General features: G+C 51.2%; 19 protein-coding genes and 2 riboswitches. Of the genes, 8 read left to right on the top strand and 11 right to left on the bottom strand.

Annotated features, from left to right (window positions below):
• Entirely contained in the window at positions 1-702 is a 702-nt protein-coding gene (gene rluF, locus BLQ82_RS30350) for a 23S rRNA pseudouridine(2604) synthase RluF (RefSeq protein WP_062519951.1), read from the top strand.
• Positions 703-805: 103 nt separating this feature from the next.
• On the opposite strand, the gene motB is transcribed toward rluF, so the two are convergent.
• Together motB and motA are read right to left on the bottom strand one after the other, a co-directional pair.
• The gene (gene motB, locus BLQ82_RS30345; RefSeq protein WP_062519949.1) at positions 806-1,618 is read right to left on the bottom strand and encodes a flagellar motor protein MotB; all 813 of its coding nucleotides are present in this window, start codon (positions 1,616-1,618) and stop codon (positions 806-808) included.
• Positions 1,602-2,402 (bottom strand): flagellar motor stator protein MotA, encoded by an 801-nt coding sequence (gene motA / locus BLQ82_RS30340; RefSeq protein ID WP_062519947.1) that lies wholly within the window; start codon positions 2,400-2,402, stop codon positions 1,602-1,604. Before motA ends, motB begins: the two co-directional genes overlap by 17 nt.
• 201 nt (positions 2,403-2,603) lie before the next feature.
• On the opposite strand from motA, the gene BLQ82_RS30335 reads away from it, so the two are divergent.
• Positions 2,604-2,897 (top strand): hypothetical protein, encoded by a 294-nt coding sequence (locus BLQ82_RS30335; protein ID WP_060819448.1) that lies wholly within the window; start codon positions 2,604-2,606, stop codon positions 2,895-2,897.
• 232 nt (positions 2,898-3,129) lie between these two features.
• Positions 3,130-3,417, top strand: coding sequence for a 4a-hydroxytetrahydrobiopterin dehydratase (locus BLQ82_RS30330; RefSeq protein WP_062519945.1), 288 nt, complete (start codon positions 3,130-3,132; stop codon positions 3,415-3,417).
• A gap of 118 nt (positions 3,418-3,535) precedes the next feature.
• Here BLQ82_RS30330 and BLQ82_RS30325 read toward each other — a convergent pair whose 3' ends face one another.
• The 6 genes from BLQ82_RS30325 to BLQ82_RS30300 form a co-directional block, all read right to left on the bottom strand.
• The gene (locus tag BLQ82_RS30325; RefSeq protein WP_062519973.1) at positions 3,536-3,892 is read right to left on the bottom strand and encodes a c-type cytochrome; all 357 of its coding nucleotides are present in this window, start codon (positions 3,890-3,892) and stop codon (positions 3,536-3,538) included.
• Positions 3,893-3,987: 95 nt separating this feature from the next.
• A complete protein-coding gene (locus tag BLQ82_RS30320; protein WP_062519943.1) occupies positions 3,988-4,473 on the bottom strand; it encodes a GNAT family N-acetyltransferase in 486 nt (161 codons plus the stop codon).
• A 260-nt stretch (positions 4,474-4,733) separates the two neighbouring features.
• Positions 4,734-5,225 (bottom strand): C40 family peptidase, encoded by a 492-nt coding sequence (locus tag BLQ82_RS30315; protein ID WP_062519941.1) that lies wholly within the window; start codon positions 5,223-5,225, stop codon positions 4,734-4,736.
• Between the two features lie 5 nt (positions 5,226-5,230).
• Positions 5,231-5,373, bottom strand: a riboswitch (cyclic di-AMP (ydaO/yuaA leader).
• Positions 5,374-5,722: 349 nt separating this feature from the next.
• The gene (locus BLQ82_RS30310; RefSeq protein WP_042267719.1) at positions 5,723-6,151 is read right to left on the bottom strand and encodes a C40 family peptidase; all 429 of its coding nucleotides are present in this window, start codon (positions 6,149-6,151) and stop codon (positions 5,723-5,725) included.
• A 57-nt stretch (positions 6,152-6,208) separates the two neighbouring features.
• Positions 6,209-6,346: riboswitch (cyclic di-AMP (ydaO/yuaA leader) on the bottom strand.
• Positions 6,347-6,563: 217 nt separating this feature from the next.
• Complete coding sequence (locus tag BLQ82_RS30305; RefSeq protein WP_062519939.1) at positions 6,564-7,394, bottom strand: hypothetical protein; 831 nt, start codon at positions 7,392-7,394, stop codon at positions 6,564-6,566.
• An 11-nt stretch (positions 7,395-7,405) separates the two neighbouring features.
• A complete protein-coding gene (locus BLQ82_RS30300) occupies positions 7,406-9,418 on the bottom strand; it encodes a M1 family metallopeptidase (protein ID WP_062519937.1) in 2,013 nt (670 codons plus the stop codon).
• A gap of 104 nt (positions 9,419-9,522) precedes the next feature.
• Here BLQ82_RS30300 and BLQ82_RS30295 point away from each other — a divergent pair, with 104 nt between their 5' ends.
• Positions 9,523-10,029: a YwhD family protein gene (locus BLQ82_RS30295; protein WP_062519935.1), complete on the top strand. Its 507-nt coding sequence runs from the start codon at positions 9,523-9,525 to the stop codon at positions 10,027-10,029.
• Positions 10,030-10,154: 125 nt separating this feature from the next.
• Here BLQ82_RS30295 and BLQ82_RS30290 read toward each other — a convergent pair whose 3' ends face one another.
• The 3 genes from BLQ82_RS30290 to BLQ82_RS30280 all read right to left on the bottom strand — a co-directional run bounded on the left by BLQ82_RS30290 (position 10,155) and on the right by BLQ82_RS30280 (position 13,724).
• A complete protein-coding gene (locus BLQ82_RS30290) occupies positions 10,155-10,628 on the bottom strand; it encodes an AbrB/MazE/SpoVT family DNA-binding domain-containing protein (protein ID WP_062519932.1) in 474 nt (157 codons plus the stop codon).
• Between the two features lie 238 nt (positions 10,629-10,866).
• Entirely contained in the window at positions 10,867-11,550 is a 684-nt protein-coding gene (locus BLQ82_RS30285; protein WP_062519930.1) for a DNA-3-methyladenine glycosylase, read from the bottom strand.
• A gap of 101 nt (positions 11,551-11,651) precedes the next feature.
• The gene (locus tag BLQ82_RS30280; protein ID WP_062519927.1) at positions 11,652-13,724 is read right to left on the bottom strand and encodes a transglycosylase domain-containing protein; all 2,073 of its coding nucleotides are present in this window, start codon (positions 13,722-13,724) and stop codon (positions 11,652-11,654) included.
• A 246-nt stretch (positions 13,725-13,970) separates the two neighbouring features.
• Between BLQ82_RS30280 and BLQ82_RS30275 the strand changes: the two genes are divergently transcribed.
• The 4 genes from BLQ82_RS30275 (at position 13,971) to BLQ82_RS30260 (ending at position 17,978) form a co-directional block, all read left to right on the top strand.
• Positions 13,971-15,155 (top strand): beta propeller repeat protein, encoded by a 1,185-nt coding sequence (locus tag BLQ82_RS30275; protein ID WP_062519917.1) that lies wholly within the window; start codon positions 13,971-13,973, stop codon positions 15,153-15,155.
• Positions 15,156-15,725: 570 nt separating this feature from the next.
• Positions 15,726-16,583, top strand: coding sequence for a carbon-nitrogen hydrolase family protein (locus BLQ82_RS30270; protein WP_062519915.1), 858 nt, complete (start codon positions 15,726-15,728; stop codon positions 16,581-16,583).
• A gap of 15 nt (positions 16,584-16,598) precedes the next feature.
• The gene (locus BLQ82_RS30265; RefSeq protein WP_062519913.1) at positions 16,599-17,267 is read left to right on the top strand and encodes a GNAT family N-acetyltransferase; all 669 of its coding nucleotides are present in this window, start codon (positions 16,599-16,601) and stop codon (positions 17,265-17,267) included.
• 42 nt (positions 17,268-17,309) lie between these two features.
• Positions 17,310-17,978 (top strand): hypothetical protein, encoded by a 669-nt coding sequence (locus BLQ82_RS30260; protein ID WP_062519911.1) that lies wholly within the window; start codon positions 17,310-17,312, stop codon positions 17,976-17,978.
• The last annotated feature ends 93 nt before the right edge of the window (positions 17,979-18,071 follow it).

Genomic DNA, 18,071 nt, shown 5'->3' with positions numbered 1-18,071 from the left:
GTGAGAATTAATAAATTCATCAGTGAGACAGGATTCTGCTCACGGCGTGAAGCAGACAAGCTGGTGGAAGGCGGCAGAGTCACCATCAACGGAGAGCGGGCTGTGCTTGGCAGTCAGGCTGGGCCGGGAGATGATGTGCGCATAGACGGCAAAAGCCTTGAAACGGGCATTAAGGTTGTCTACATCGCGTTGAATAAGCCAGTCGGTATTACTTCTACGACTGAAGCACATATTCAGGGGAATATTGTTGATTTTGTCGGACATCATGAGCGGATATTTCCTATCGGCAGACTTGATAAAGATTCCGAGGGGTTAATCCTGCTGACCAATGATGGAGATATCGTTAACAAGATATTACGGGCTGAAGGCAAACATGAGAAGGAATATATCGTTACTGTGGACCGTCCGGTTACTCCATCCTTTATTACGGGGATGTCCAGCGGGGTCAAGATCCTGGGCAGCCGTACGCTCCCCTGTCAAGTGACGCGGATCAGTGAGCGGGTGTTCCGGATAATTCTGACGGAAGGCAAGAACCGGCAGATCCGCCGCATGTGCGCTGCTTTTGGCTATGAGGTCCGGCGGCTGCAGCGCATCAGGGTGATGAATATCCACCTGGGTTCTCTGCAGACCGGGGAATGGCGTGAGCTGACTGTCCAGGAGAAGATGGAGCTGGGAGCTATGCTGAACTACCAGCTGCAATAACGGCGCCCACGGACACTATAAAATAAACGTAAAAAGAGCTGTTCTGAGGGTCGATTTAGACGCTTCAGAGCAGCTCTTTATTTAAGTTTGGTTTGCGCGAATCTTAATTGCTAGGCGTAACTGGCGTAGTTTCGGTTACATCCTGATATTTGCGAAGGATGGAGACTTCCACACGCCGGTTTTTCGCGCGACCGGCTGCTGTAGTATTATCAGCGACCGGATGATATTCCCCATAGCCGATAGGACTGAACTTAACCGGGTCGAGATAGGGATTCAGCAGCAGAATTTTCATGAATTGCAGCGCACGGGCGACACTGAGATCCCAGTTGGATGGATACTCGCTATTGGAGATTGGGATATTATCCGTGTGGCCCTCTACCAAAACTTCATAATTCGGAAATTGCTGCAGCATGGTAGAAATGGATTTGGCCAGCTGGCGGGATTCATCTTTAACTACAGCTTGTCCGGAGGAGAACAAGGCGTTATCGCTGATGGTGATGGTCAGTTGGGATTGATTCAGCTTGGTGCTGAGCAAATCGGTCAGACCGTTGTTCTTAATATACTGGTCAAATTGTTTCTTCAGCTTCTCAAGCTCCTCCTGTTCCTTCTGGCGGAGCTTGGCGATATCGGCTTTGCCTGTATTAGGAGCAACGACACTGTTCATTTTATCTTCTTTGCCCTGATCCAGCTGAGTATTTGTGGGAGCATCCGATCTGTATTCCAGCACTCCAGACCCGCCGTTCAGTGCCGAACTGAAGGCCTGTGCCATTTCTTCGAATTTTTTGGCATCTGTTGCACTCATAGCGTACATAACGAGGAACAGAGCGACCAGCAGCGTCATTAAGTCAGAATAGGGCAGCAGCCAGGATTCGTCGGCATGCTCTTCGTGCTCCTCATGTCTAGTCTTTTTGCTCACTGGAAGCCCCCTCCTTGTCACTCAGCTTCGCACGTTCCGATGGAGTGAGGAAGACGGAGAGCTTCTGGTTGATGGCGATTGTGGACACCCCGGACTGAATGGACAACAGCCCTTCCACCATCATCAGCCTAACCTCAATTTCCCGCTTGGACAGCCGCTTCAGCTTGTTCGAAATAGGATGCCAGAGCACGTAACCTGTGAAGATACCGACCAGTGTAGCGATGAAGGCTGCACCGATGGCGTGAGCCAGTTTTTCCATGGCACTCATATCCGACAGTGCGGCAATCAGCCCGATAACAGCCCCGAGTACCCCCAGCGTTGGAGCGTACATGCCGGCTTGGGAGAAAATAAGTGCTCCGGCCTTATGTCTATCTTCAGTAGCATGGATATCTTCCATTAATACATCGCGGACAAATTCCTGATCGTTGCCGTCGATAATCATCCGCATGCCGTTTCGGAGAAAGTTGTCTTCGATTTCATCGACCTTGGATTCCAGGGCAAGCAGGCCTTCGCGGCGGGTAATGGAAGCCCACTCCATGAACATGGTAATGAGTTCCGATTTGCTGACCATTTTTTTCTTTACAAATATTAACTTGAACAATGAGGGGATTTTCTTGACTTCCGAGAACGGGAAAGCCATGAATATAGATGCTGCGGTACCCAAGAGGATAATTACATAAGCGGCCGGAGCATTTAAGGCATGCAGTGGAGCACCCTTAAGAAACATCCCCCATACTATTGTAACCAGACCAAAAATCAAACCGATTATTGTTGAAATCTCCATTTATGCACCTCGTCCATGAGAATTAAGAAGTGGTCCGACTATACCGCGTGTATCATCCATGAACAGCGGTGGAACATCTGCCTGACCAATCACGTATATTCTTATTTATCGACAGCATTCCCTTTTTTGTGAAGTCATTTTTTCGGCTATAATGAGTAGGGTAGGATATTATTCATCTGTGGAGAAAACGGAGTGATTGATGTGGGTGTGAAGCACGGCAGGGATTACAGTGAAATTTTGAGTGAGCTGACGGAAGCAGTAGGAAGAATTTCCGACGGGTATGTATTTTTTGAAATGGAGCCTGATGAGTGGCAGGAGCTGCCTCAGGAATCGAAGCTGGAAGTCTGGGAAGCACTTGCTGAGGACCTGTTCTACGCCCTGGGCAATGAGCCGGTGATTGAGGTGGGCAGCGGAGTTGTGATCTATGACAAGGAGACACACCGGATTAATATTTTGCTTGGCGAAGAGGATCTGGCTTCAGTCCTTCTGGTCTAGGGGACAGGCAGGTGCCGGGGGGCGGTTTGCCCGCAGCCTGCACCACGTGGTAAAATTGGTGGAGTCGAGTACTATTTGCTGGGATTTGTGAATACATTAAACCAAAAAAACCTCATCCTGGCGCATCCCTTGGACTTTATATAAGCTGAGGGATGTTTTGTTTCAGGCATCAACGCCACTGGTAATAGAGCTGCAAGGCTTTTGCTGTTAATTTAGTAAGGGAGGAAGAACATTGCAATTTACGGAAGAGGAGCTGCGGGAGCAGGTGAGCAAGCTGGAAGGATGGAAGCTGGAGCAGAATACTCTGGTGCGCAAATACATGTTCAATGAATATATGAAGGGGATTGCTTTTGTGGATGAGGTGGCCGCCATATCGGAAGCCTTCGAGCATCATCCGCATATTACAGTCGATTACAAAACAGTCTTCCTTCGCCTGTCTGCGGCAGAGGAGGAGGGGCTTACCGCGCTTGATATCCGGCAGGCCCATGAATTCAACGAGGCCTTTGAGAAGAACCGCTAACCATCCCCGATCGAACCGATCCGAATGAGAATTTATCATAACCCTTATATAAAAAAATGCCCGGCATAGGATCAACATCATCCTTGTACGGGCATTTTGTGCTCATTCTTCTGTAAAGCTACTTCTTCTCTGCAAGCCACATGGCTACATTAGCAATCTCTTCCGGGGCCAGCTTATCCTTGAAAGAAGGCATTTGTCCGCGGCCCTTAGTCACAATGGTGAAGATCTCCTCGGCATCATGCTTGCCGCCTTCCTGCTGCAGGCTGGGTCCTACACCACCCTGGAGCTGATCCCCATGGCAGGTAATGCAATTAGCCTTCACTATGGCCTCGGCACCCGCTGCATCCAGCTGTACTTCCGGCATGGTTGGCTTGTTCTCCTCAGCGACTTCGGCTTTGCCGGGCAAAGTAAACATTAAGACTACGGCAAAGGCACAGGCGGCAAAAAATAAACCGCTCATGATCCATTTCTGCATCTGCATCCGTCCCCTCCATGTAAGCTGCTCTCTACATTATACAAGAAGGTAAAGCGTTATCATAGCGTTTGTAACAAATAATTGGCTGATTTGTGCTATTTATCATAGACCATACAGTAAAAAGGCTTATCGCCCGTTGGAGTCCGGCGTTCATAGGTATCTGTAATGGTAAATCCGCTTTTTTGATAAGCGCGAATGGCCCGTTGGTTCCACGTCAGCACCTCCAGATCAATTTCGCGGTCGGGATAACGTTCAAGTGCCTCCTTGACGACAGCATTCATGAACAGATGCCCCATGCCATGCCCGCACAGATCAGGCCGCATGCCGATTCCCAGCCGGACTACACCTTCCATGGGGAAGAGCTGCGCGAAGCCGCAGAGTCTGCCTTGACCGTTCACCACCGAGACATATTGCTCACTTCGAAGCCGGGGATCACCGAACTCAACGCCCAAAGCCTGCATCTGCTCCCAGGACATCCAGCCGTAAATGTTGTACGGTGGCTTATAGACCCATTGGCATATTTCGGCAGCGTGGGTAACATCCATAGGAACAGTGTAAAAGGTTACCGGGGAACTAATCATCAGGTATAGACCTCCCATCCAAAGGGATACGTTATATCTTTAATTATATACATAACCATTCTTTTGGGGCGCAAAAACTTTAAGAGAAGGTGAAGCCCTTGACAATTGCGGAATATTATTTTGGAAAATAGCGAAAATTAGGGGTTTTTGTGTTTGGCAAATAATGAGCAGGGTAAATATTTCTTGTAGGCAAAAAAAGCCCCTCTCCAGAATTTCGGCAAAAATCCTGGAGAAGAGCCTTTGGGAATTACAAATGCAGTTTATTGTACATCGTCGTTGTCTTGGGAATCGGAAGCTACATTCTGATAAGCATCTGTGCTCATAATTCGTTTGGCGCCAACGTAGCGGTTGACGTAGTAGCTGTCATTCAACGAGCTGACGGTTACACCACGTTTAGAAGATGCATGTGCGAATTTGCCTTCACCAACATAAATGCCGACATGGGATACGCCATTGCCGCTTGTATTGAAGAATACGAGATCACCCGGTCTGATGTTGTCAAGCGATATAGCAGTTCCCATTTGGTATTGGGATCCGGACTGGTGAGGAAGGTTGATTCCGATCTTATCAAAAACATACATTGTAAATCCCGAGCAATCAAATCCGTTAGTCGATACTCCGCCGGATACATATTTTGTTCCGATGGCTTTGTCGATAACCTGATCCATTTTGGAGTCTGCGAAAGCGCTTCCTGCCCCAATGGTAAGGATGATGGAAAAGCTCAGTAATGCTGATGCCAGCTTCTTCTTCAAAAGTAAATACCCCTTCCAATTGCCTACGAGGTTAGCTTAAGGGTTCGGTTGAAGGTCCCCTATGACCCCTCTGTGAATAGGAGGTCAATTCACCCAAAATCGGTTCCCCCGTTTCCCTAATTATTAGAGAACTCGGCACGACTGTTGATTAGGATTAGCTTGCGGATCAATACATGACAAAAAGTTTGTAAATCAAGTTTGAATAATTACAAAAATGTTACTATCAACTCACTGCGATAATTGTAACAAAGACAGAAGCTCTTGGCAATCATTTAAAGCATATTAATGCATATTTTTTCCGCTTGACGAGACAAAGAGCTATTCTTGAGGGCTCATTTTACGCGTTGCGTAAGCTGTATGGGAGAGTTTTTTGGAATATTTAGCAAAAAGGTGTTTCGAACACCTCCAAAACGTGTAAAAGGGAGAATAAGGAAAAGGAAAAACCCGGAAATGATTACGGCAATAATCAGCTCCGGGTTCGTATAGAACAACGTTTATCAATCGTAGGCAACAGCCTGGTACGCTGTAGTGCTCATCACTCGTTTGGCGCCAACGTAGCGGTTGGCCCAGTAGGCTTGGCTCAGTGAAGTTATGGTTACGCCGCGTGAACTGGAGGATTGTGCGAATTTGCCATTGCCGACATAAATTCCGACATGGGAAACTCCCGATCCAAAGGTGTTAAAGAAAACGAGGTCGCCTGAACGCAAGTTGTTGCGGGATACAGAGGTTCCAACGCTGAATTGAGCTTTGGAAGTGCGTGGCAGGGTAAGTCCGACATTTTTGAATACGTACCTGGTGAATCCGGAGCAGTCGAAACCGCTGGTGCTGGTGCCCCCGAATTTATAGGTCGTTCCGATTGTTTTGGCGATAACTGTGTCCATTTTGGAGTCGGCGAAAGCGCTGCCAGCTCCCAATGTAAATACCATCACTAATCCAAGTGCTGCTGCGGTGCATTTCTTCTTGAAGTTCTGACTTTTCAAATGATGTACTCCTTCCAAGGCCTGCGAGGTTAGCTTAAGGATTCGGTAGAAGGTCCCCTATGACCCCTCTAAAGCGAGATCAATTCACCCAAGATATGGTTCCCCCGCTTCCCGGTGCAGGGAATTTGGCGTTTTATGCACCAGAAGAGCGCGTGTCGACAAGTTTTAATGCTCATGTTAACTGTGGTTGACAAGCTGTAACTTAAAGATTACAAATTTGTTACTAGTAGTACAGGCATCATTGTACCAGAGGATTTACAGTTTTGCAAATACTCTTTATCACTTTGTAACCTAAAAAAAGAGTCCCGCTCCCGGTAAGGAGTAGCGACTCTTTTATTATGCCGGTTATACGGCTCTATTATTGCGGAAATGTTTTACTGCACCAGAGATGATACTGGGCGGCGATTCCCCACATTTTGAACAGTGTAGTAGGGAGCGGAGAGAACTGGCGGAGCAGAAAGGCCGGCAATCCGGGACAAAGCAGTGCGGTTGCTCCGCATACAAGCATCATCACCAGCCCGCATGCTCCCAGCACTAGGGAGAGTCCCACAGATGGAACAATGACCTTCAGGCATACCAGCAGGGAAGGGAGTATTCCTGTACCGGCCGTATACCCGAACTGCATATAGAGCAACAGCTTCCGAATGAAGAACAGGTAGATAAGCCATGCCAGGATATAAGGAGCGAGCTTCAACAGCTGTCTGTAATCCAGAATACCGCTTAGCAGCAGGTTGTACATTTTGGGAAAAAGCCAGTACAAGGGCAGTACCGCCAGCACCCATTCTATGAGGCTGAACAGCATCACTGGAAGCCCGTACAGCCTCATGCCCGGGAAAAAGAACATTCCGCGCTCACCCTTACGCTCCTGATGCAGCTCATGGAGCAGCCCTGCGCGGATGAATGGGGAGATAAGCAATCTTGCTGCGCTCAATGCCAGAAGCATCCAGAGCCAATGCTGAACCGCCGGGTTGTTACCCAGAGCGAATTGTCCCTCCACATAGTACAGCAGTCTGCCCATCCCGCTGCCTCCCGCATGCTGATCCGGGTAGCGCAGGAGCACGGGAACCACGGCGCTTTTGACAAACTTGTACATGAAATAGCCCCAGAAAAGCCGGTAAATAAATAACAGGATCAGTATATATAATTGCTCTTTCATGCTGTGCCAGCCGCGGCTTATCGATCTTTTCACAATCCTTCACCTCACCAGACAAGAGTTCCGAGCAGATTTTCAATCAGGTTGGTCATGCTGAGCGTCCAGCGTGAGAGCGTATCAGGGTCCAGTTCGGCGAGTCTGAAATTGTTCAGATGCTTGCTCTCCAGCAGAACGGAGTGCTCCGGATCAATCTCTGCCGATAGGAGCGGCGCTTTGTAGGACAGCTGAAATGTCGTTTGCTTGTTTTCCCCATTCCAATATCTTTGAACGGTATAACCGTCTGCGAAGGTGAACTTTACCGGCACATCCCCGTACCGGCTGCCTTTATTGCTTACGGTCACTGAGGATTCATAGCGGGGGGCTCCTTTGCCCGTCCCTGTTTTGCTGATAGTATGTGCAATATGATTTATAGCAAAATCTGGAGCGCCGCCACTGTATACATAATGATCGAAATACGTTTGCCATGATTTCTTAGTCACCTTTTCGACCGTCCTTTGGAAGTCCGCAGTTGACGGGTGACGGAAACGGTATTTACGGGCATAAGCGGCCAGGATGGCATCCATCGTTTTGGTTCCGACCTGTTGTTCAATGTCTTTCAGCACCAGCTTGCCCCTAATGTAGATGTTGCGGGTATAGGCATCATCCCCGGTGTATTTCCAGGTCTCCAAGGTAAGCGGCTGTGCGGAGGGCACCAGACTGGCCTGAAGCGGAAGGTTGGACGCCACCCCGTATTCCTGCTCCATTAGCCGGTCCTCCGCGTAGGAGGTGAAGCTCTCATCGAGCCAGGCTTCTTCAAATTCATTACTGGCCACTATGCCATAAAAAAACTGATGCCCGATTTCATGGATGACGGTCCGCTCCAGCTGGGTTCCGGACACATTGTCAGCCGCGCCTAAAGCGGTAATAAGTGTGGGGTACTCCATTCCGCCTGCGCCGCTCCCCTCCTTGGGAGGGACTACGATAGAAAGTGTGGAGTACGGATAAGGACCATACCATTTGCTGAATGTGTTCAGGGCAGCTTTGGCAGCCTGGAAATACCGCTCCTGCAAGTCCTTATGCAGCGGGTCCAAGTAGAGCTTGATCCTTACCCCGGGGACGTCAGACGACGAGAAGGCCTCCTCTGCAACCACAAAGTCGGGGGAGGCAGCCCAGGCGAAGTCATGGACATCATCGGCATAGAATTTGTAGATTTTCTGGCCCTGCTTCAATTTGGCGGTCTTCACCGGAAAGCCGGTTGCAGCCACTGTGTAATTGGAGGGCACAGAAAGGGTAACATTATAAATCCCGAAATCGCTGTAGAATTCGGAGGTGCCGTGATACTGATGCAGATTCCAGCCTTCCTGCTTCACGCCCCGGGTGCCGGCAGGCTCATAGACGCTAATTTTGGGGAACCATTGTCCAGCCATTATAAAGTCACCTGAAACTCCCATACGCGCAAATATTTTGGGCAGCGTTACTTCATATTTCAGCTTCAGTGTGACACTCTCCCCCCTATTCACCGGCTGCGGAAGATGCACTTTGACCAGTGTTTTGTCATTCACGTTGCCATCGTCAGGCTGTACATACTGCAGCCGCTGCATGAGCGAGACGCCGTCACTGGTCCGCAAATCCGTCAGGGTCATGCTGCCGTAGCCATTCGCAGGCATGGTATCGCCGCGCAGCTTTCCCCCGGATTCTTTCATGAAGGTGGTCTCTTCGGAGGCAAAGGCATTCGGATACAGATGGAAGTAGAGGTCTTGTACCGGTTTTTGGCCGGGATGGGTCCAGGTGACTGCCTCTGAAGCTGTCAGCGACCCTGTTGAGGGGAGCAGCTGGGCGTCGAGATGATATTCAGTCACCCGCTGGCTTAGGGCCTCCGATACGGGGAGCGGCCTGCTCTCAGGGAGAACGGGCTGTGGTGTTTTGATCTGTACGGCTGCGGGGGACTTGGCCTCTTTTGGGGCAGCCGCAGTCAGAACGGCCGGGTTATGCCCAGAGAGAGCCCAGATTCCACCTCCCAGAAGGGCGAGGGTGGCCAGGGTCGCAAAGATGAGGGTGTACCTTAATGGCAATGGCTTCATACTGTGATTCCTCCCGTGACAAGCATCTACGGGATGTATATGTTTGCATTCGCCGCATTATTAGCTAAAATTAAATTATTAGTGAAAGGGAAGGATGTGCACTTGTGGATAACAACCAACCAGAGGGTAAAAAACCGATGGCCCTGAATATCGTGAATGCCAAAAGCAAGCATAAAGGATTCGGCGCAGGCTCCATCGATTTGAACAATGTATCGCCGGTCATTATTGACGGGGGTGAAGCCGTTATCGATATCGGTGCCATGCATGCCAAGAGCAAAGTGGAGAAGGGCATTAAATTCAGTCCGAACCGTGAAGATGTCCCGAATGGAAGACAGGTGTGGGTGGTATGGGTAGCTGTGGACCGTACGCCTGAAGGCCAGTCCTATGGCGGAATCACAGCCTGCGAGATGTGGATTGATACCGAAGCCCGCAGAGGCTGGAAGATTCTCGCCGATCACGTGAACAAGCTCGATTCTGCCCTGAAGCGGAGAGTGATTCTGGAGGGGCTTGGTGCAGCGGACAAAGCTGCGCTGAGGTCATTGCTGATCGCCCATAATGCAGAGTGGTGGGATGCTTCTGCCGCTGAACTCAAAGCTGCGCTGTCCGAATAAGTGTTAACCTGCCTTTAGATGGCATAAGACTATTGGGTCTGCATTGCAAAAACAGCCAAACTCCCCCTTTCAGGAGAGCTTGGCTGTTTGTATGGTGTATGAAACTGCAGAGTGCCGGTGCACAGTTATGATCTGCTGGGCAGGTTAAGCTTGCGCTTGAGCTGGCTTACCCGGGCCTGACTGATGCCAAGAACCTCGGCAAGCTCCTTCTGATTAGCATAGGGGTGTTCCTCTATGGCTTTCTCCAAGCGTTGACTCATTTCCTCCGTTTTGGTCCGCCGTCCTCCACGGCCCGGTTCGGGATTGACTTCTGCGGGACTTTGCAGCTGAACGGCCTCATCGGCCGTCCGTTCTGGATTGCCGAGCTCTTTCAGGCAGCTGTTGCAAATGAACTGGTCCTTATAGTAGCTGACATGATCAAGGCTTCTGCAGAACGTGCATTCAGTTGAGGTGTACTTTCTGAGTACGATGATTTCTTCATTCAAAATGAAAAACTCGATAGGATCCCCAATGTCAATATTTCGTGTCATGCGGATTTCTACGGGAACCACAATTCTGCCAAGACTGTCTAAACTCCGGATCATGCCTGTATCCTTCATCCCATGTCCCTCATTTACATCTTTTTATTTTTTTGTGGATATTTATGATTATAGCAGTAATTGTAAGTTATGAGAACGGGGAAAGCGCATTCATATGTAGAGTTTTTTGCTAAATTCAGGAAAAATAATCCCTGGAAATTAAAAATCTCTCCATTTGGGAAGTCCAAAAGGAGAGATGATTTAGGGTTCGTTTGTTTTTTACCCATTTTTGAGCCGCCGAAACAGCATCCCTTAATCTTTAGCCGAGGAAAAAGGGCTGCGCCTGTTTATCAATAACAGAGACATAAGGATTGCCTCTGAGATAGAAACGCCAGGGAAGCGGAGCATATTCTTCGGCATAAGGAATGTTGATTCTCGGTGCTGCCGCAATATCCAGAGTTTCCGGCGAATCTCCCTGCTCAAGCCACAGCGGCCCTAGCGGGTCATCCAGCCGGCATCCGTTCAGGCTTTTGTCAATGCGCAGCGCCCGGCACAGTTTGCCCGGCCCGCCGGACAGGCCGGCCGGCTTCTTGACCGTAATGCCGCGGTAAGCCTCCATCCGCGCGGCGTCTGTACGGGTAAGCGGCTCTACCGCGCGAATCAGTACAGCATGAGGATCATGTTCGGCGGCAGTTACCACATTAACACAATGATACATACCGTAAATGAGATACACATAGGCTGTTCCTCCAGCGCTGAACATGACCTCGGTACGGGCCGTACGGCGTCCGCCGTAGGCGTGGCTGCCTTTGTCTTCTGCGCCGCCATAGCTTTCTGTCTCCACAATCCGGCAGCGGATCTCTCCGTCCTCGGTCCGCCGGACGAGATGCTGTCCCAGAAGCAGCGGTCCAGCCTGGAGCGCTGTGAGCTTATATAAATCAGGGGACAGCAATTTTCTGGACGGCCGCCCTTCTCTGCCGTTAGAGTTATTCTTCAAATTCATCGATAATGGCACCTCACAACCCGGGACCCGGAACCTTCAACCGTATCCTCCCCGTCGATTGGTCCCATCGTATCGTATGAGCCGCAGCGAAGCAACCCGGATTAATTCATCCACCAGCGTTTGATATCCTTCCACAGCGAATGCTCTTCCTTGATGTCCTCCGCCGGAGACGCCCCGGCTCCGCCAGGAGGACTTACGGCACCGCCTGCACCGTGCTGATCGCAGTATTCTTTGGGTTCCGTGCCGCTGATGAAGGTTTCCAGCACTTTCTCAGGACAGGCTGCCGTAGCCAGCTTGCCGGATTGCGGATTGACATATACGCTGACCACTCCGTCAGGAATCGGGAAAATTTTCGGTGGAACGTTTTCCAGCGCTTTTTCCGTAAACTGGGCAAAGATCGGGGCAGCACGCCGTCCATCGGCAGTGGCAATATCCCGCCCTTTGTCATAGCCGACCCAGACCGCTGTGGACAGCTCGGGCGTGAAGCCAACCATCCAGCCGTCGGTGTCGGTAGTACCGGTTTTCCCGGCAACAGGACGCTTGATCAGGGAGGCAACGCGGTTACCTGTTCCGCCGCTCTCGAATACTCCCTCCATCAGCCGGGTCAGCACATACGCCGCCGCCGGCTCTACGACCATTTCGCCATGCGTCTGCGGGGATTCATATAGAAGCTTTCCATTCGCATCGGTAATCTTCAGGATGGCCGTGGCCGGAAGCTTTACTCCGCCTCCGCCGATAACGGCGAAGGCAGACGCCATTTCCAGCGGACTCACCGGCGAAGTGCCCAGGGCCAGCGAAGGTACGGTCTGCAGGGGGCTGTCGATACCCATCTTTGCCGCCATGTCTGCCACCTTGTCCGCGCCTACTTTCATAATCGTGTTCACCGCATAGATGTTGTCGGAGGCGGCAATCGCCTGGCGCATGTTAATTTCTCCCAGATATTTGTCGCCGAAGTTTTTCGGCTGATAGGTCTTGCGGTCATTATCATAGTGGAACAGGGTCGGCTGGCTGTTGAAGACGGACAGTCCCGTCATGCTCTTGGAGGACAGCGCGGTTAAATACATGATGGGTTTAAAGGAAGACCCGGGCTGCCGTGTAGTGGCCAGTGCATGGTTATATTGGTTGGTACGGTAGTTTTTGCCCCCGACCATGGCTTTGATATAGCCGGTGCGGGGGTCAATGGATACAAGCGCAGTCTCCAGATCGCTGGAGGGGTCCATTCCTTTCGCTACAGCGTCTTCGGCCGCCTGCTGCATATCGGGATCAAGCGTTGTGTATACATTCAGCCCTCCCTGATCCAGCTCTTCGCTGCTGATATGCAGGGTATCAGTTGCCAGACTGCGGACATAGTCGCGGAAATAAGGCGCAGCAGCAAGGGTGTTCTTTTCTCCCTGTGGCTTGAAGCTTAGGATTTCCAGCCTGGCTGCTGTGGCCTGAGCCTCAGTAATATCACCCACTTCTGTCATGGCGGCCAATATAATCCGCTGCCGCTTCTTGGCATTGTCCATATGGGTATAGGGCGAATAGTAGGTCGGGCCTTTGGGGATACCGGCAAGGATGGCACTCTCCGCCAGATCGAGGTCTGCCGCCGTTTTGCCAAAATACATCTGTGAGGCCGCTTCAATGCCGTAGGCGCCGTGGCCATAATAAATTTGGTTTAGATACATATTCAGAATTTCATCTTTGCTGTATTTCATCTCAAGCTGCATCGTATACAGGGCTTCCTTTGCCTTGCGGGTCCAGGTTTTCTCATGGGAGAGGTAGAGATTGCGCGCAAGCTGCTGGGTTAGGGTGCTGGCCCCTTGCGCGCGGTCGCCTGACTCCAGATTGGCAAGCACAGCCCGGCCCATGCCCTTGACATCAAAGCCGGAGTGTTTGTAGAATTTACGGTCCTCCACCGCAAGTGTAGCCTGGATAAGCAGCGGTGAAATCTGATTAAGGGTTACGGGCTCCCGGCTGCGTCCATCCGTAGTGAAGGTGGTCAGCACATTTCCGCGGGAATCAAGCAGCTTGGAGCGGATATCATCAGCAATCGGCGGGAGATCCTTGTGGTACAGGTATCCGAGCAGCCCGCCAGCCGCCAGTACACAAAGCACACTCATTACAGCCAGCAGCCGGGACAGCCGGCGGAGGCGGTGTTTGGGTTTCGGAGGGGTAACAGGTTCGCGCGGCATGACATCAGGCTCCTTTTATCAGTTTGGCTTATCAATTCTCATTATGGGGAAGGAAGGGCTTGGATATTCATAGCAGCCGGAGGTCTTCCCCGAAAAGGCTGGCGTTTCACCATACCGGCCTAAGTAGTAACCAAATTGTTGTCAGATTGTGACTTTATCCCGGTTGATAGGGGAAGGGATGAAGCAGTATAACAGAGTAGTGACTTTTAGGAATGGTTAGATTAATGAGGAGATGGAGGTGTAACTATGAATTGGACTAAAAAAATATATCAAGGGCGGTTGGCCCTTCTGTCGGCAGTTCTTTTGGCGGCATCTGCGTGGGGAGTCTGCGCTTCATCAGCACAGGCCGCCCCTGCACAGGCGGCAACAGTGTGCGGCACCGGAGATCATGGATTGCTCCAGAAGCTGCAGACGGAGCGTGCCGCATCAGGGGCATCACCGCTGAGCTTCTCCGATGTGCAATTTCTGAGTGCTGATACCGGCCGGGCAGCAGGCAACGGATTTATGATTGGGACCTCCGACGGAGGCTGTCACTTTCAGGAGATCTATGAGGGACAGTGGAATTTCAAGCAAATTGATTTTCCCGATAATGTCCATGGCTGGGCCTTGGCTTCCGTGAAAGATACAGCGGCGTCCTACCTCATTGCCACTACGGATGGCGGCTCTACCTGGAAACGCATGACTGACACGGCAAATGCCTTCGACAGCATTGACTTTAGGGACAGCAAGCAGGGCTTTGGCTACAGCCTGACTTCTACCTACTATACAAAGGATGGAGGACGCACCTGGCGTCTTATCCCGACTCCCGCCAACACACGCGGTGCGGAGTTCACCAGCGCTAGCAGCGGGTATGCAGTTGTAGTTGCCCCTGGGGCCGGCTACCGGATCATGAAAACCTCCGATGGAGGGGCCACTTGGTCGCTTTCGCTAAAATCGGCTTTTGCCTATCCAGAGTCGGGAAGGGTATATGCAAATGGTGATCAGGTGTACGCTCTGCTGTATGGCGGATCAGGGATGTCGCAGACCTCCTACTCGCTCTATGCCAGCAGCAACAAGGGCAGAAGCTGGAGCCGTGTCATCGCCCAGGATACCGCCGGCGGCGGGCCTGCACCGGGGACAGGCGCAGCGCAGTTGACAACAGGTCCGGCTTCCGGCAAGCCGGGCAATATGCAGCTGGCCGGCAACAGCGCCGCTTTTCTGTTCGGCTTCTCTCCGGCAGGTGAGAAGGTAGCCGTTGGACGTACCTACAACGGCGGCAAGAAATGGACCAATCTTCCGGCTATCGCGGGCTATGATGGCCTCATCTCCTTCACAGGTGTTAAGGAAGGCTGGATGGCCGTCCGGGGACAGCATGCTTCCTCCCTGTACAGTACGGGGGATGGCGGTGCGACCTGGAAGCTAAAATTCGCCTTTAAGGGGACAGAGCAATAGGCTGTGGTTCCACTAGGAAACAAATGGCTGGGGAGATAGCCCATACTTTGCAAGCAGAAGCGGCTCCGTTAACTGGAGCTGCTTTTTTGTTGTTTAGGGAATTATGATTTTTTAGATTGTGGATAAGGTGTGCATAAAATTGGGGATAAGTAGGGGGGCAGCAAACTCACCCATAAACGGGTGGAAATCAGCCGGATTCGATCGCTTTTTTTCAACTAACGCTGGCCAAGAAGTAGGTGAACAGTGATAGTTGGAAAAAGGAAACTTAGTTCTCTCAGAAATCAACAATTGTGAGATTGAAGTGGAAAAACGGAACTTAATTGGGCCATATTACTTAGTTAGGGGCGAAATGTGCTGAATTAGTTACCCTTTCTCCACTTAACCTGCGGAGAACAGAGACTCGGGCAGATTAGTTATCCTTTTTCCACTTGGAATTGCTGAAGGACACATAAAAGGTTCCCCTAAGGTGTTAACCCGGGTGAAGATGTGATTTTGTGGTCTGTTATGGTAAAATTTTAGGTACTTTATAACGAATGTACGCCCATATCACGCTTAGGAGGACTGCCGCCCATGGCTTTTCGTGTATCTGCTGTCCAGTACCATTTGCATACCATCTCCTCCTTCGGGGAGTTTGCCGCCGAGTGCGAGCATTATATCAGAACCGCCGAAGAGTACGGTGCGGAATTCATCCTGTTCCCTGAATTTTTGACGACACAGCTGATGTCCATTGGCGATGAGCAGGGAAACGCCCTCACTATAGAGGATTTGCCGCAGTTTACAGACCGTTACCGGGAGCTGTTTGCCGGGTTTGCCCAAAAATATGCTGTCCATATCATTGGCGGGACCCATGTGCTGCGCCGGAACGGTAAGCTCTATAATGTGGCGCATCTTTTTTATCCGGACGGGAGAATCGCCGAACAGGCTAAGCTGCATATCACGCCAGCTGAAGTAGAGGGCTGGAATATGGGAGCGGGAGAAGGGCTGGAGGTGTTCCAGACAGACAAAGGAACTATCGCCATGCTGACCTGCTATGATATTGAATTTCCGGAGATTGTGCGTATGGCCAGAGCCAAGGGGGCGGATGTGATCTTCTGCCCTTCCTGCACAGATGACCGCCACGGCTTCCACCGGGTAAGATACACCAGCCATGCCCGGGCGATAGAAAATCAAGTCTACGTCGTGCTGACAGGCACTGTAGGCTCACTGCCCACCGTGGATCTGATGCGGGCGAGCTTTGGCCAGGCGGCGGTGATTACGCCCAATGATATTCCGTTCCCTCCACAGGGACTGCTGGCCGAAGGTGAAATCAACGGCGATATGATCATCACCGCCGATCTGGATCTTGATCTGCTGTACCGGGTTCGTGAACGCGGATCTGTAACCACTTGGCGGGACCGCCGGACGGATCTATACACAGACTGGACGTAAGGGGGAAGTAGAGGCATGTATCGCAAGACTTTCTACGCTTTTGACGGCAAAATCCCGGTGCCTGCGGTGATCCGCTCTTACACGGAGGCTGATTTTGCGGAACTGATCACCATTCAGTCCGAAGCTTTTCCGCCCCCCTATCCGGCTGAACTGTGGTGGAACCGGGAACAGCTGCTGAATCATGTGACACTTTTTCCGGAAGGTGCTTTATGTGTAGAGGTGAACGGGGAGCTGGCAGGCTCGGTAACGGGTCTGAAAATCCATTTTGACCCTGAGGCTCCGGCGCTACAGCATACCTGGTCAGAGGTTACAGCAGATGGATATATTACAACGCACCAGCCGGACGGGAATACACTGTATATCGCCGACCTGTGCGTCCGTCCCAAATACCGCAAGCTGGGGCTGGGCAAAGAGCTGGTACAGTCGCTGTACCATGCCGTGGTGGACCAGAAACTGGAGCGGCTGCTGGGAGCGGGCCGAATGCCCGGCTATCATCTGCAGGCCTCCAGGATGTCTGCGGAAGAATATCTGGCTGGAGTGGTGGAAGGAAAGTGGTCTGATCCGGTGATTACTTTTCTGCTGCGCTGCGGGCGGTCACCTGTCGGGGTAGTGGCTGATTATCTGGAAGATGAGGAGTCGGGCAATTACGCTGCGCTCATGGAGTGGCGGAATCCTTTTCTATAAGTAATGAACCATATTTTTCAGAAGCGGAGGAGATTCTTGAGTATGAAGTATAGCAGAATTACCAGTGTCACGGACCCGTTGTTCAGACAAGTACATAACCTGCTGTCAGAAGTGTTCCCGCCCGAAGAGGTGCTTGAATACAGCTTATGGAAGGAACCGTTGGAAGATCCCGGCATCCGCGTGTTTGCTGCTGTGCATGAAGGCTCGGTTGTGGGCACCACAGAATACCGTTACTACAGCGACTGGAATGTGGCGATGACTGATTTCACGATTATAGGCCGTGAGGGCCTGGGAGTCGGCCGCTTTCTGGCGCAGCGCCGCCTGAAAGACCTGCAGAAGCTGGCGGCTGACAACGGCAAGGAGCTGTTTGGCATGTTTGCTGAGATTTACGATCCGTACCGGGTAGAGCATGCTTTTGGCGGCATTAAGCCCATGGACCCTTTTGTCCGCCGCGAGGTGCTGTCGCATCTGGGCTATAAGCGTCTCGACTTCCCATATGTGCATCCTTCATGGCAGGGCGATGGGGAAGCGGTATCAGGTCTGGATCTGTGTTTTATGCCTGGGGATGAGAACTTGGAGCAGATAGAGGCGGCTTTGGTTGCCAATTTTCTGACCCGCTATTACACAGTGCTTGTGGATAAGCCGGAAGCCTGGACGTCCATGGTAGAGCGGCTTAAGAGCAGAGACACGGTGCCCTTGCTGCCTTTGTAAGTATTTTTAGAGACTATAACCATTGAATTGCCCTCCCGATCTGGATATAGTGTACAATGGGAAAGCGAATATGCCTTAGATGAATATAAGTAT

It is taken from the genome of Paenibacillus jilunlii (genome assembly GCF_900102965.1).
Classification (GTDB): Bacteria; Bacillota; Bacilli; order Paenibacillales; family Paenibacillaceae; genus Paenibacillus_AQ; species Paenibacillus_AQ jilunlii.
Note: the sequence above shows the minus strand (reverse complement) of the source record. Positions and strands in the feature narration are given on the sequence as shown.

Coding starts and splice junctions, on each gene's coding strand:
- motA (WP_062519947.1), bottom strand. CDS start 2,402: ATGGAGATTTCAACAATAATCGGTTTGATTTTTGGTCTGGTTACAATA.
- BLQ82_RS30325 (WP_062519973.1), bottom strand. CDS start 3,892: ATGCAGAAATGGATCATGAGCGGTTTATTTTTTGCCGCCTGTGCCTTT.
- BLQ82_RS30320 (WP_062519943.1), bottom strand. CDS start 4,473: ATGATTAGTTCCCCGGTAACCTTTTACACTGTTCCTATGGATGTTACC.
- BLQ82_RS30310 (WP_042267719.1), bottom strand. CDS start 6,151: ATGGTATTTACATTGGGAGCTGGCAGCGCTTTCGCCGACTCCAAAATG.
- BLQ82_RS30300 (WP_062519937.1), bottom strand. CDS start 9,418: ATGAAGCCATTGCCATTAAGGTACACCCTCATCTTTGCGACCCTGGCC.
- BLQ82_RS30290 (WP_062519932.1), bottom strand. CDS start 10,628: ATGAAGGATACAGGCATGATCCGGAGTTTAGACAGTCTTGGCAGAATT.
- BLQ82_RS30285 (WP_062519930.1), bottom strand. CDS start 11,550: ATGAATTTGAAGAATAACTCTAACGGCAGAGAAGGGCGGCCGTCCAGA.
- BLQ82_RS30280 (WP_062519927.1), bottom strand. CDS start 13,724: ATGCCGCGCGAACCTGTTACCCCTCCGAAACCCAAACACCGCCTCCGC.
- BLQ82_RS30275 (WP_062519917.1), top strand. CDS start 13,971: ATGAATTGGACTAAAAAAATATATCAAGGGCGGTTGGCCCTTCTGTCG.
- BLQ82_RS30270 (WP_062519915.1), top strand. CDS start 15,726: ATGGCTTTTCGTGTATCTGCTGTCCAGTACCATTTGCATACCATCTCC.
- BLQ82_RS30265 (WP_062519913.1), top strand. CDS start 16,599: ATGTATCGCAAGACTTTCTACGCTTTTGACGGCAAAATCCCGGTGCCT.
- BLQ82_RS30260 (WP_062519911.1), top strand. CDS start 17,310: ATGAAGTATAGCAGAATTACCAGTGTCACGGACCCGTTGTTCAGACAA.